We start from the raw sequence: 13242 nt of genomic DNA, 5'->3' as shown, positions 1-13242 counted from the left end.
AGCGAGCGGTGGTCCGGCTCCTTGTTTCTTCCGTGACCGGCTGGATTCGACGTGACCGTGCGGGGGCCGGTTGGTGTGGAGGCGCTGAATGCTGTCCGGCGGCCGGACGGTGCCGGCTACTCCGCGAGACCGCTCGTGATCTGCTCGGAGGCGTCCTTGGCCGCCTGCCGGGGGTCGCCGCCCTGGAGGACGGCCGTCATGTACGGCTTGATGGGGTTGGAGCCCTCGATGTCGGCCCACTGCGGGGAGTTCGGGGTGGCCCGGCCGCGGGCGGCGCCGACCGCCATGGTGGCGGTGGCCTCCTGGTCGTCGACGGCGGAGGCCAGGGACGCCTTGTTGGGGACGTAGTTCATGGCGCGGGCGAGCTCGGTCTGCCACTGCTCGCCGGCGAGCGCCTTGACGACGTCGAGCGCGGCGGCCCGCTCGGGGGCGTTCTCCGGGATGATCAGGTCCGAGCCGCCGGTGAACACGGCGCACGGCTGGCCGGCCTTCTTGCCCGGTATGGGGAAGAAGCCCAGCTTGTCCTTGAGGCCGGGGTTGGCCTTGGTGATGACGGGGACGGCGTTCGGCGTGGCGATGATCTGGGCGACCTTGCCCTTGGCGAACACCTCGGCCTGCGGCGGGTTCTGCTCGTCGGCGTCCTTGGGGCCCTGGCCGTGCGACTGGAGGTCCTTGTAGAACTCCATGCCCCGCAGGGCGGCGGCGCTGTCGAGGGCGCCGGTCCACTGGCCGCCCTTGTCGACGGCGAGTTCGCCGCCCTCGTCCCAGATGAAGCCGGACAGCGTGTACCAGTCCTGGCCCGCGAGGTAGATGCCCTGGGTGTCGTCCCGGTTGAGCTTCTCGGTGTCGTCGAGCCACTCGGCGCGGGTGGCGGGCGGCTTGGTGACGCCGCCCCGCGCGAAGAGGTCCTTGTTGTAGATGACGATGCGGTTGGCGGCGTACCAGGGGATGCCGTACTGGGCGCCGCCGATGGAGCCGGGTTCGGCGAGACCGGGCAGCCAGTCCTCGCTGCCGAGGTCGCGGACCGACTCCAGGGTGAGGTCGTAGAGCTTCTCGGTGTCGGCGTACTGCGCGACCTGGGTGTTGCCGACCTCGATGACGTCGGGTCCGCCTGAGCCCGTGATGGCCTCGGTGACCTTCTTCCCGATGCCGGTCCACTCCTGGATGGTGAAGTTCAGTTCGATGTCGTCGTGCTCGGCCTCGAAGGACTCCGTGAAGCGCTGGAGGAAGTCGTCGCTGACGCTGTCGCGCATCAGCCAGACGTTGACCGTGCGGGTGCCACCACCGCCCGGAAGGAGACCGCACCCGGACAGGACGAGGGCGGAGACGACTGTCAGCGGACAGACGAGACGGCGGTTCTTCACGTAGGTCACCTTCTGCGTTCCAGGGCATGAGCTGCGGCATGGACTGCGGCGGCATGGGGGGGCTGACCCGACGTGTGGGGGGACCGAACGGGAGGTTCGCGCGGGTATGTGGCCTGGATTCTGGTCTGGACCAAAGCGGATGGTCAAGTCCTTGACCAATCGGGCCGCCCGGCCGGGCGCGTCGGCCGGGCGGTGGCGGACGTGTCGCGGACCCCGCCGGGGTGGGGCACGGTGGAGGGAACGCACCGAGAGGAGTCCGGCTCCCATGTCGAACCACACCTATCGCGTCACCGAGATCGTCGGCACGTCCACCGAGGGCGTCGACCAGGCCATCCGCAACGGCATCGAGCGTGCCTCGCAGACTCTGAGGGGCCTCGACTGGTTCGTGGTCACCGAGGTCCGCGGGCATCTCGCCGACGGGGCGATCGAGCACTACCAGGTCGGGCTCAAGGTCGGCTTCCGGCTGGACGACGAGGCCTGACGTCCCCTCCGTCGGGTCCGGTCAGGTCCGTCCCTCCCCCTCCTGGGCCTCGGACAGCGCCTCCGAAGGCGCTGTCCACCGCGCCCGCACCACCGTGAAGCCGGCCTCCTCGGCGGCGTCGCAGACCAGTTCGTCGTCGTCGACGAGCATGCGGATCTCGTGGTCCTCCCCGAGGCGGCGCAGCACGTCCAGCTTGGTCTGCCGGGCGGGGCGCCGGTCCCGGTCCCCGCGCATGTGGACCGGGCCCTCGGGGAGGCCGTGCGCGGTCAGCCAGGCGAGGGTGTCGCGGCGGCAGCGCTCGGGACGGCCGGTGAGGTAGACGATGTCGCACTCCCCGGCGGCCTCCCGGCACAGCGCGACGCCCTCGGCGAGCGGCGGGTCCTGGGGCGCGGCGGCGAAGAAGCGGTTCCAGTCGCGCGGCCGGCCCTCCAGGAAGTGCTGGCGGTGGGCGGTGGAGCTGAGGGTGTTGTCCAGGTCGAAGACGGCCACGGGCCTGCGGTGTCGGGTCACTCCCCCAGCCTAGGCACCGGGCCCGCGCGGGACCGCACGGCCCGCTCCGGGAATCCTCGGCGCCCCTGACGCCCGCCGGGCGTGGTCAGCCGAACAGCCGGGAACCGAGCGGGTGCTGAGGGTCGAAGCCGGGGAGGATCAGGAAGGTCGCGCTGGCGGTCGTGGTGGTGAACCGCAGCAGCGCGTCGGAGGTCTCCATGTGGGCGAGGGTGGCGGTGAAGGTCCGCAGGTCGCTCTGGAAGCTGATGAAGAGCAGGCCGGGGGCGGGATCGTCGGTGCTGTAGGAACGGCGCAGCATGAGGCCGGTGCCGACCACGGCGGGGTTCGCCCTGCGCACGTGGGCGTCCGCGGGGACGAGATAGCGTCCGTCCGGTGTCTTGGCACCGAGGTCCGGACCCGACGCGACGGGGCCGCCCGACAGGGGGACGCCGCTGGCCCGACGCCGTCCGAAGACCGCCTCCTGCTCGGGCACGGACAGGGCGGCGAACCGCGACAGGTCGAGTTCCATGTGCCGCAGTACGGCGAGGGTGCCGCCGGCGACCTCGGGAGGGCCGGCCAGCCACAGGTCGCGTTGCTGCTCGGCGCTCGTGTGCGGGCCCACGATGCCGTCGATGAAACCGAGTGGGTTGCGGGGCGCGGTCAGACCGTCGGCGACGGGCACGTTCGCGCCACGGCGCGCGGACTGCCGCCAGCGTTCGCGGACGCGGTCTCCGCCCTGGGCCAGGAGCGCGGCGGCGACGACCGGGAGGAGCAGCGCGTCACCGGCACAGATCTGGATCAGCAGGTCGCCGCCCCGGGCCCGTGGCGCGATCCGCTCGCGGGAGAACCGGGGCAGGTCCACCGCGCCGGGCAGCGAGGCACCGGCCATGCGGACCAGCCGGGGGCCCACGCCGACGGTCACGGTGAGGTCGCCCGGCGGGAGGCCGAGCAGCCGTGGGTCGGTCCCCGCGACGAGTGCGCGGACGGTCTCGCCGAGTTCGGCCAGTAGCGGACCGGGAGCCACGTCGGCGCCGAGGTCGGCCACCAGCGCGAGGAGGTTCGGCTGGGCCGGTTGCGGGAGGGTGATGCCCGCCTGATGGCGGCCGGTCGGCGACGCCTGTGCGCCTGCCGCGTCGGAAGGGGGCCGGCCCGGCCGGGCCGCGGGCGCTTCGCACCCCGCGGTGAGCCCGGTGGTCGCCACGGCCCCGGCGACACCGATGAACGCGCGGCGTGACGGACGGGAGTCGGCTCGGTGCATGGAGTGCAGAGTGCCACACCGGAATCACCCGTGCGGGTCAACCTGGCGCTTTCGGAATCCAATTGGGTGTTGTCATGCCAGAGTGGGATCATGCCTCGATTAGCTCTTCGCGTGCTGGCGACGGTACTGGGCACGCTGACGCTGGTGGTCGGCTGCGGCGACGGCGGTGGTGACGGCGGATCGGACAAGAGCCGGCGACCGAGCGGTGCGCAGGTGACGATCCGGGTCCCCGGCGATGCCCCGACGATCTCGGCCGCGGTGTCGTTGGCGCACCCCGGTGACCTGGTGCTGGTCGCTCCGGGCGTGTACCACGAGTCGGTGAAGGTCTCCACGCCTCGCGTCACCCTTCGTGGTGAGTCCCGGGACAAGGTCGTCATCGACGGACGGTTGCGGCAGCCGAACGGGGTCGTCGTCGCGGCTCCCGGGGTGGCCGTGGAGAACCTGACCGTGCGGAACAACACGCAGAACGGCGTGCTGGTCACCGGTTCGGCGAAGGCGGCGGCGGCCGGGCTGCCGGGGCGAAGCGGCGGCTACGACACGGGTGACGAGCCCGTCACCTTCCTCACCTCGTTCCTGGTCTCGCACGTGACCGCGACCCGCAACGGGCTGTACGGCATCTACGCGTTCTCCGCGCAGAACGGCGTCATCGAGCACTCCTACGCGTCGGGCGGGGCGGACTCGGGGATCTACGTGGGACAGTGCAAACCCTGTCGCATCGTGGTGCGGGACAACATCGCCGAACTCAACGCGGTCGGTTACGAAGGCACCAACGCCGGCGGCGACATGTACGTGGTCGGCAACCGCCTGGTCGGCAACCGGGTCGGCCTGACCAGCGGCTCCGACCACCAGGAGAAGCTGGTCCCGCAGCAGGGCGCCGTCATCGCGGGCAATCTGATCGCCGCCAACCAGCAGCGGGCCACCCCGCAGCAGGCCGACGGCGGTTGGGGCATCGGCATCGGCGTCGACGGCGGCAGCGACAACCGGTTCGTCCGCAACCGCGTCTCCGGCAACAGCAACGCGGGGCTGGTGATCACCGCGACCTCCGACATCCCCGCGGTCGGCAACCGGATCACGGACAACACGTTCACCGGCAACGGCGTCGACGTCGGCTGGACGTTCCCCACCGCGGCACGGGGACGGGGCAACTGCCTGCGCGGCAACGATCTTCGGAGCACCGTGCCCGCCCGGCTCGCGACCACGGCGTCCTGCCCGCTGCCGTCCACGACGCTCTCGCCGGCCGGCCGGTGGGCGATGCCGACGGCCCCCGGCGGCATCCCGTTCACCGAGGTGGCGGAGCCCGCTCCACAGCCGCAGTTCCCCCACGCCCTCACCACGGGCGCCACCGTCGTCCCGGCCGTGCCGGAGCTGCCGGACCTGGCGGGCGTCCCGCTGCCGTCGGCGTCCCTGCTCGCCGCAGGTGCGCGGGTGCCGGCGTCCTGAGCGCCTCGCCCTCCCCCGAAGCCCCGGAGCCCCGCGCTGTGGCTACCTCTTCGGGGTGACTCCGGGTACCGGCGTGACCGGCAGGAACTTCTGGGTGTCGAATGCGATGTCCACCGGCTCGGGCGCGGAAGCGACGCTGACGCGGACCCGGTACATCGTGCCGTCCGAGCCCACCCAGTAGCGCACGTTGCCCGCCGTACCGGAGCGGTCGGGGGAGGACGGTCCGGTCATGACGTCCACCGGATGCCCGTCCACCTGGTCCCGTCCCCACCAGGCGGCGCCGTTCTGCGGCAGCAGTTCGGCGTTGTCCGGCCGGTCGCTGCCGAGACCGAGCGCGATGGTCAGCGAACTGTCCAACGAGCTGCCGGAGGACTGGAGCGGGCGGCGGTACCAGCCCGTGCGGGGCGGCGAGGCGGGGGCGTACGCCGGGGCGTTCGCCATCGGGTGGACGGACACCGAGTCGGCCGTCCACTCGATCAGCCCGTCGCTGGACGTGTCCCGCCCGGTGCCGTGGACCACGCCGTAGCCGACCTTGCCCCGGTAGTCGACGGACCCGGTGACGATCAGCCCACCTGCGGTGCCCGGCACGGTGATGGTCACCGCGCGGCCACGCGCCTCGTAGTTGCGGAACCGCGTGATCGCCAGCCGGTTCGCCTCGTCCGAGGTCAGTGCGCGCGGACCGCCGGGTTCGGAGCCGCCGCCGGTGACCAGGAACGCCGCACCCACCACGACGGCCGCTGTGGCGATGCCGACGGCCAGCCGGCGTGGCCGCGTCCATCGGCGCCGGCCGGTCACACGGCCCGACGGTGTTTGCCGGGATCTCCCGCTCCGCACGCGGCTCGACGTGGACACTGTTCTTCCCCACCCTCTCGGTGCACCCGCACCGTTCGGCCGCGACCTGCCCGACCGCGCCGTTTCGGATCGCGGTCGGGCAGGTCGGATCAGATCACTGTCGTGCGGTTCGTTCAGTGTTCCCGGGCACGGCGTTTCCTGCTCACGAACGCGATGACCAGACCCGCGGCGAGCAGCAGGCCGACGAGGCCGACCAGCTGCACCACCCCGGACGAACCGGTTTCCGCCAGCGAACCCGAGTCCCCACCGTCCGGGCCCGGCTTGTTGGCGGGCGGCGTGTGCGAAGGCGGCGTCGAGGCGGACGGTGAGCTCGGCGTCGGGGTCGGCTTCGACGTCGGCTTCGCCTTCGGGATGTAGACCCCGGCATCGATCGTGTGATCGACGCCGCCCGGCTTGACCGGTGCCGTGACGGGCGCGTAGCCGTTGCACAGGCGTCCGGTGGTCGGCGGTGTCACATTGGAGTCGTGCACCCGGTCGGCGCCGGCTCGCGGGAGCGTGAACCGCAGCTTGTCCGCGGTGGGTTGCCTCGGCACCCCGCTGGTGTCCGCGGTGCACACGTCGAACTGCACCGTGTATTTCGCGCCGGGGACGAGCTGGTACGCGGCGCCGACACCACCGAAGTAGTACTCGCCGGCGTCATCGGTCCTGGTCGTGGCGACCTGCTTGCCGTCCGCGTCCAGCAGGTTGACCGTCGCCCCGGGCAGCAGCGGTTCCGCCGGGTCCTGGATCCCGTTGCGGTCGCCGTCGAACCAGACGAGGTTGCCGATCTGGACCGGGGCGTTCGCCGCCGCGTACGCGATGTCGCCGAGCCCGCCGGCCTTGCCGAACCCGTTCTGTGCCCGGCCGACGAACTGGTACGCGTTGGCGTTCGGGGCGTTGCCCGGGCCCGCACCGGTCGTGATGTGGTGGTAACCGGTGCCGGCCGTCTCGACGTTGACGGTCGGGTCGAACTCCGTGCTGACGACCCAGTCCTGCTGCGGGATGTAGGCCACGGAGCCCAGCGCGGTCTCCTGGTGCGGGCCCTGGAAGAAGTCGCCGGGGAAGTACTCGACGACATCGGCGTCCTGGCCGCCGTTGTTGGCGGGGGTGGCGTGGTTGGGGCAGTCTCCGGTGCCTTCCCACGCGTATCCACCGGTGGGCACGGCACAGGCCATGGTGATGTCGCCACCGGCCATGCCGAGTTCGGAGGTGTTGTTCCCGGGACGGGGGTCGAGTCCCCTGGCGCTGAGCACGTCCATGAACCGGTCGCGGAAGCCCAGGATCATCGAACCGTCGCGGCCGAAGGCGAGGGAGGCGAGCTCCGGCTGCGGATCGATGAAGGCGTTGCCCGCCTTCCGCTCGTCCCACGTGGCCAGCGTGGTGTTCCACGGGTTCCAGTGAATGGCCTGGGGAGCGGCGCCCGCACCGGTGAAGACGGTGCCGCGCTTGTCGGTGAGCGTGTGGGTCAGCACCGTGGTGAACCGCTTGCCGTCGTAGGCGTGGACGACGGCCTTCAGGTCCGTGCGCTGCTGTGTGCTCTCCGCGCTGCACACTCCGCCGACGTACAGCGTGTTGTCGTGGACGTCGAGGCCGAACGGCCGCCAGTCACCGGTGCTCGCGCACCCCGGGTCCGGGATCGGCGTGGTCGCCTTGGGTGCCGGGGCGGTGGCCCCTGTCGCGTCGAAGCTCACCAGGCTGCGGGTCAGCAGGTTCACCGCGTACAGCGTGGAGCCGTCCTCCGACAGGGCCAGGCCGCCGATGCTCTCCTTGCCCGGGGCGTCGGTGAATCCCGGGTCCTTGTTCATGTCGGCGGTGTCGTGCTGCGTCTGCGCGGCGCCCGGCACCTGCGCGAACAGCTTCGGTGCGCCGGAGCCGGCGACCGGCACCGTGTAGATCGCGCCGGGGCCCTCCGGCCCGTACGGGGCGAACCGGCGGGCGAACGCGCTCTGGAACAGGCGGGTGCGGTACCTGTCGTAGGCCAGCCCGAACGTCGTGCCCACCTGAGCCTGCGTGGCCAGCGTGTCCGGACACGACACACCGGTGGGGCAGGTGCCCCGGGTCTGCGTGCCGAACGCCACCAGTGCCCGGGTGTCCGTTCCGGTGGCCCCGTTCTGGACCGGCACGAAGTACCGTGAGTCCGGCAGCGCGTAGTCGGCCGGGTTCCACACGCCCGTCACCACCGAGGCGTTCTTTCCGCCCGAGACGTCCACGAACGACGTGAAGCTGTCGAAGTGGTTCTCCGCCGTCGACGCGGGTGCCGCCCGCAGATAGGCGTTGTACGGCGCCGGGATGCTGACGTCGACGCGGTAGCGGCCGCCTCTCAGCGCCGTCGACCGCGACACGACCACCTTTCCGGTGGTGTCCGTGACTCCGGTGACACCGCGCCCGGCGGGGTCGGAGATCCTCACCTTCATACCGCGCTGCGGCACGTCCATCGTCGTGTTGATCACGCCGGTGCCGAAGAAGTCGCGCAGCACCTCGACCGTCAGCGTGCCGTCCTCGGCCGAAGCGGCGGCCGGTCCGGCCGTCGCTCCCAGGGCGCCACCTGCCAGCAATAAGACAGATAAACCTACGCGCGCCAGCGGCCCCGCAAGCCTCGGGACCGCTCGACGCGAGTCTCTGTCGACTCGCTTCATGGCATCACTCTCCACACACGGAAAAGAAAAGGACCCATCGCTGCCGCGTGGACCTCTTCGTGATGATTGCTCGAAGGATTTGTGGGCGAGTCGTAAAGGCCGAGGCCAGGAAAGGCGTACGCATGTCCGACACCTTGGGCGGAGCATCCCCGCATGCTCGTGTTCTCGCAGTTCAACCGCGGCACCCTCCACCGTCGACCTCGCCGACCGCCGTCGTGAGCAGCGCGCAATATTCTATGCGCAGAAGTTTCACCGCCACCAGCGGAATCCTGAGATCCACCGGAATCAGCGATATTCCCCGAGCACCCGGAGAATGGCGACCGAAAGAATATACGAATTCGATGTGATGGCCGAATCCGGCCCCCTTGTCCGCGCAAATGAGCACGCCAAGGCGAATCCAGGGGGCCGGGTATACGAGATCGACGGGAACACGGCCGCCAGGGGCGGGACGCGTCAGGCCGTCCACCACACGGTGGTGTGCGCGGGCAGGGTGAAGGCCGCGGCCTGCCCGCCTTCGACGGCCTCGATCGGGGAGCTGGAGAGCAGCGGGCGCCCGGGCGGGGGAAGGGGCAAGGCCCGGTCCGCCGTGTTGGTCGTGCAGACGAGGCCCGGCCGTCGGAAGGCCAGGACGCCGTGGGGTGCGTCGTCCCACTCGACGGTGTCGCCGGCGCCGAGGCCCGGAAGCCTCCGGCGCAGGGCGAGCGCCGCACGGTACAGCTCCAGCGTCGAGTCCGGGTCGCCCGTCTGGGCCTCGACACTGAGCGTTCCCCAGTCCTCGGGCTGCGGCAGCCAGCTGCCGCCCGTCCCGAAGCCGTACGAGGGGCCGTCGGCGGTCCACGGCATCGGTACCCGGCAGCCGTCGCGGAAGCCGTCCGTCCCCCCGCTGCGGGCGAAGGACGGATCCTGGCGCGCCGCGTCCGGCAGGTCGGTGACCTCGGGGAGGCCCAGCTCCTCGCCCTGGTAGAGGTACGCGGAGCCGGGCAGCGCGAGCATGAGCAGCGTGGCGGCGCGGGCCCGGCGCAGGCCGAGCCCGCGATCGCCCGCCCTCGGGCGCCCTCCCCCGGCCTGCGGGCCGGCGAACCGGGTGGCGTGCCGACAGGTGTCGTGATTGGACAGCACCCAGGTCGCCGACGAGCCCACCGTCCGCCCGGCCTCCAGTGAGGTGGTGACGACCCGCCGGATCTCCTCGGCGTCCCAGGAGACGCCCATGAGGTCGAAGTCGAACGCCTGCTGCAGCTCGTCGGGACGTACGTACAGGGCGGTACGTTCCGGTGTCGGCACCCACGCCTCGGCGACCGCCATCCGCTCTCCCGGGTACGAGTCGAGGATCCGGCGCCACGAGCGGTAGATCTCGTGGACGCCGTCCTGGTCCCAGTACGGCGTGGCCTCGGTGCCGAGCATCCTGCGCTGGTCGGTGCGGCCGACGTCGGGCAGCCCTTCGGCCTTGATCAGACCCTGGGCGACGTCGACCCGGAAGCCGTCGACTCCCCGGTCGAGCCAGAACCGCAGGATCGAGTGGAACTCCTCCCCGACCGCCGGGTGGTCCCAGTCGAAGTCGGGCTGCTCGGGGGCGAAGAGGTGCAGGTACCAGTCGCCGGGAGTGCCGTCCGGGTTCTCCGTGCGGGTCCAGGCGGGGCCGGCGAAGACGGAGGTCCAGTCGTTGGGCGGCAGCTCCCCGTTCTCGCCCTTTCCGGGGCGGAAGTGGTAGCGGTCGCGGTACGGCGAGCCCGGTCCCTCCTCGATCGCGCGCCGGAACCACTCGTGCCGTTCGGAGGAGTGGTTGGGCACGAGGTCCACGATCACCCGCATCCCGAGCTCGTGGGCGTCCCGGATCAGCCCCTCGGCGTCCGCGAGGGTGCCGAGGACGGGCTCGACGGCGCGGTGGTCGGCGACGTCGTAGCCCGCGTCCGCCTGGGGGGAGGCGTAGAAGGGGTTCAGCCACAGGGCGTCGACGCCGAGCTCCTTCAGGTACGGCAGTCGGTCGCGGACGCCGGGGAGGTCGCCGAGGCCGTCTCCGTTCCCGTCGGCGAAGCTGCGCGGGTACACCTGGTAGACGACGGCGTCCCGCCACCATTCCCGGGTGGAGGGCGCCGGGGCGGGGGTGCCGGGAGCGTCGGAGACGTGCGGGGACATCGGGGGTCTCTCTCGGTCGAGGGTGACGGTGTGTCGAGGGGGTGGCGGCGGACTCGGTCCCCGGCGCCCCCGGTGGAAGGCCGGGGGCCACCAGGGGCGAGGGAGGTGAGCGCGTGCGCGTGGTCTCCCGGTCCAGGGCGCCGACCGGCCGTCCGTCGGCGCGGACCTGGGACCTCCGTCCGCGCGGAACGCGCCGCGCCGGGGCGAGTGCGGGTTCCACGGGACGCAGGTTCCGATCGTGCCGAGCGCCGGCGCGCCACCTTGTGGAGCCGGTCGGCATGTCGGGAGGCGGGCGGTCAGCTCAGGGGGCGGCAGAGGAGGGCGTCGGGGGCGCCGCCGTGCTGCCACTTCCAGGTGTAGGCGACGCCGGCGAGGTACTCGTCGTCCCCGCACTGGCCCTTGTAGGCGCCGGGCGCCCAGTCGCTCGCGTGGGAACCGCCGGTGGCGGGCCGGTTGTCTCCGTGGTCGAACCAGCGCAGCCTGTTCGTGGTGGGCAGCGACGTGGCGGAGGGGGCGCAGAGCAGGGCGGCCATCGCGTTGCCGTGGACGCTGTAGCCGACGGCGAAGGTGTTCTTGGGGCACTCCAGTTTGTTGTAGCCGCTCGCCCAGTCGCCGCTCTTGACGTAGCGCTCGTCGACGACGGTGATCCACATGCTGTCGGCCTTGGCGAGCTCGCCGCCCGCGTCGGTGCACAGGCCGCGGTTGTTGCTCCGGGCGAGGGCGACGAGCCGCTGGCTGTCGGGGCAGTTGCCCTTCCGGTTGCCGACGCTCCAGTCCGCCTGCTGCCGCATGGTGGCGGAGAGGTTCTGGTCGGCGAAGTCGAGGTCGACCATGTTCCAGTGGTCGACCCGGTCGACCTGCCCGGACTTGCCCGGGGCGTTGACCAGCTTGTTCCAGTGGGCGGCGCGCCAGTCGCCGGGGTCGTTGATCGCCTGCCGGTTGCCGGCGTCGTCGTAGGAGATCAGCGCCCAGTTGTCGTTGATCTTGCCGTTGGTGGTCCAGCCGACGAGCGGCCACTGGGCGAAGTCGGTGTCGTTCGCCACCAGGATGTCGGTGAAGCGGGCGAACCAGCTCTTCTCCTTCTCGTCCGTCTCGCCGCGTCCGCCGGTGCCGAACTCGCTGACCCACACGGGAGCGGTGAAGTGCTGGCCCTCCTCGGTGACGAACAGGGCCTGGTCGTCGACGACGCGGACGAGGTCCTCGGGCGAGAGGTCCCGGTAGCGCGGGTCGTTGGTCTCGCCGTTCTGCCAACCTCCGCTCGCACCAGTGTGGTTGGGGCCGGTGAAGCCGTAGAAGTGGGCCGAGTAGACCAGCTTGCCGGAGTTGATCAGGGTGTTGGACAGGTTGCGGACCGGCGTCAGCGTCGGCCGCCCGTGGGAGAACATGCCCTGCGGGATGCCCTGCCAGTTGATGCCCTCCATGATGACGAGCATGTCCGGGTCGACTTCGAGGATCCTGTTGCCGGCCAGCTGGAAGGCGTTGTAAAGGTCGTGCTCGTTGCCCCAGCCCCAGTTCGGGTCGTCCTTCCAGTCCCGACGGACCTCGTTGCGCAGGTCCGCGCCGACGACGCGCTTGTTCGACTGGTAGCGCTTCACCAGGAACAGCCAGTTGTCGATCCACTGCGCGGTGCTCTGGCTGGTGTTCCAGCGTTCGTTGCCGTCGAGGCCGCAGCACCAGCGGTAGGTGGTGGTGTGGTTGTTCAGCACGACCGCGAAGCCGTCGGCGGTGAGGGCGGCGACGACCGCGTCGAACACTTCGAGGGGGGTCTTGTCCTCCAGCTGAGGGTTGGCCGCGACGGCGTAGTTCGGCACCAGGGTGTCGTCTTTGATCATCGCGTCGGAGTAGGGCAGCCGGATCGTGTTGAGACCCAGCGCGTGGAAGTCGGCGAGAATCCGGCTGATCGGGGTGCGGTCCAGGCCGAGGGGGATGTTGTTCGACTTCTGGTCCGCCTGGTGGTTGGCGACGTCGCTCTCGCTGCCGCTCCCCTCCCAAGTGCCCTGGGCACCCGCCCAGTTGCTCGCCTTCATCTTGAAGCGGTCACCCTCGGCGTCGACGATGTACCGACCCCGTGTGCTCAGCGGACCGGTCCAGGACGAGGCGAGCTGCCCGCCGGTCAGCGCGACGGGGGCGTCGCTCACGGCGTCGGGCGCGAGGGCGGCCGCCGTGCCGGGGAGCGCGCTGACGAGCAGGGCGGCCGCGGCCAGCGCCGCGGTCAGGGCCTGGGTGACGGTCCGCCCGAGGGCGCCGTCGGGCCTGCGTGTTCTCATGGTGCTGTCCTCCAAGGTGTGGGATGTGAGGAGGTACTGCGTTCCGGACCGGCGGTCCGGAATCGGAGAGCCGAAGGTGCCGTCAGCCCTTGGAGCCGGTGCGAGCGACGCCTTCGACGAGGTGGCGCTGAGCGACCAGGAACATGACCACCAGAGGGACGGCGATCACGACGGCGCCGGCCAACAGCGGGCTCCGGACGGCAGTTTCGGCCGGAGCGGCGACCAACGCCCGTGCCTGGTGGGGAAACACGGCGGAAACGTACCGGTAAATAATTAAGTTCGTCCAGTATTGATTTTCACGAACCGGCACCCCTACTCTCGGGTCACTTACGCGTCTGTCCAC

At 71.2% G+C, this 13242-nt stretch carries 10 protein-coding genes; 2 read left to right on the top strand and 8 right to left on the bottom strand.

The window, feature by feature from the left end; genetic code table 11:
- Window positions 1–116: 116 nt before the first annotated feature.
- Entirely contained in the window at window positions 117–1364 is a 1248-nt protein-coding gene (locus tag AB0Q96_RS26600; protein WP_365329666.1) for an extracellular solute-binding protein, read from the bottom strand.
- Between the two features lie 265 nt (window positions 1365–1629).
- Here AB0Q96_RS26600 and AB0Q96_RS26595 point away from each other — a divergent pair, with 265 nt between their 5' ends.
- Window positions 1630–1845 (top strand): dodecin, encoded by a 216-nt coding sequence (locus AB0Q96_RS26595; RefSeq protein ID WP_365329664.1) that lies wholly within the window; start codon window positions 1630–1632, stop codon window positions 1843–1845.
- Window positions 1846–1866: 21 nt separating this feature from the next.
- Here AB0Q96_RS26595 and AB0Q96_RS26590 read toward each other — a convergent pair whose 3' ends face one another.
- Both AB0Q96_RS26590 and AB0Q96_RS26585 read right to left on the bottom strand, forming a co-directional pair.
- On the bottom strand, window positions 1867–2355 hold the full coding sequence (locus tag AB0Q96_RS26590; RefSeq protein WP_365329662.1) for a hypothetical protein: 489 nt from the start codon (window positions 2353–2355) through the stop codon (window positions 1867–1869).
- Window positions 2356–2440: 85 nt separating this feature from the next.
- Entirely contained in the window at window positions 2441–3592 is a 1152-nt protein-coding gene (locus AB0Q96_RS26585) for a Dyp-type peroxidase (RefSeq protein ID WP_365329660.1), read from the bottom strand.
- A 90-nt stretch (window positions 3593–3682) separates the two neighbouring features.
- Here AB0Q96_RS26585 and AB0Q96_RS26580 point away from each other — a divergent pair, with 90 nt between their 5' ends.
- On the top strand, window positions 3683–5032 hold the full coding sequence (locus tag AB0Q96_RS26580; RefSeq protein WP_365329658.1) for a right-handed parallel beta-helix repeat-containing protein: 1350 nt from the start codon (window positions 3683–3685) through the stop codon (window positions 5030–5032).
- Window positions 5033–5074: 42 nt separating this feature from the next.
- Here AB0Q96_RS26580 and AB0Q96_RS26575 read toward each other — a convergent pair whose 3' ends face one another.
- From AB0Q96_RS26575 to AB0Q96_RS26555, 5 genes are all read right to left on the bottom strand, one after another.
- Window positions 5075–5758, bottom strand: a complete 684-nt coding sequence (locus tag AB0Q96_RS26575) for a hypothetical protein (RefSeq protein ID WP_365329829.1) — start codon at window positions 5756–5758, stop codon at window positions 5075–5077.
- 239 nt (window positions 5759–5997) lie between these two features.
- A complete protein-coding gene (locus tag AB0Q96_RS26570) occupies window positions 5998–8499 on the bottom strand; it encodes an SdrD B-like domain-containing protein (RefSeq protein WP_365329656.1) in 2502 nt (833 codons plus the stop codon).
- A 453-nt stretch (window positions 8500–8952) separates the two neighbouring features.
- Window positions 8953–10632, bottom strand: coding sequence for a glycoside hydrolase family 13 protein (locus AB0Q96_RS26565; protein ID WP_365329654.1), 1680 nt, complete (start codon window positions 10630–10632; stop codon window positions 8953–8955).
- A gap of 296 nt (window positions 10633–10928) precedes the next feature.
- Window positions 10929–12899 carry a cellulase family glycosylhydrolase gene (locus AB0Q96_RS26560; RefSeq protein WP_365329652.1) on the bottom strand — a complete coding sequence of 657 codons (1971 nt, stop codon included), beginning with the start codon at window positions 12897–12899 and terminating at the stop codon, window positions 10929–10931.
- Between the two features lie 82 nt (window positions 12900–12981).
- The gene (locus AB0Q96_RS26555; protein WP_365329650.1) at window positions 12982–13149 is read right to left on the bottom strand and encodes a hypothetical protein; all 168 of its coding nucleotides are present in this window, start codon (window positions 13147–13149) and stop codon (window positions 12982–12984) included.
- Window positions 13150–13242 lie beyond the last annotated feature (93 nt).

Origin of the sequence: Streptomyces sp. NPDC093111, assembly GCF_040683955.1 — a bacterium.
GTDB lineage: Bacteria > Actinomycetota > Actinomycetes > Streptomycetales > Streptomycetaceae > Streptomyces.
The sequence above is the reverse complement of the archived record's forward strand: the minus strand, read 5'-3'. Positions and strand labels throughout refer to the sequence as shown.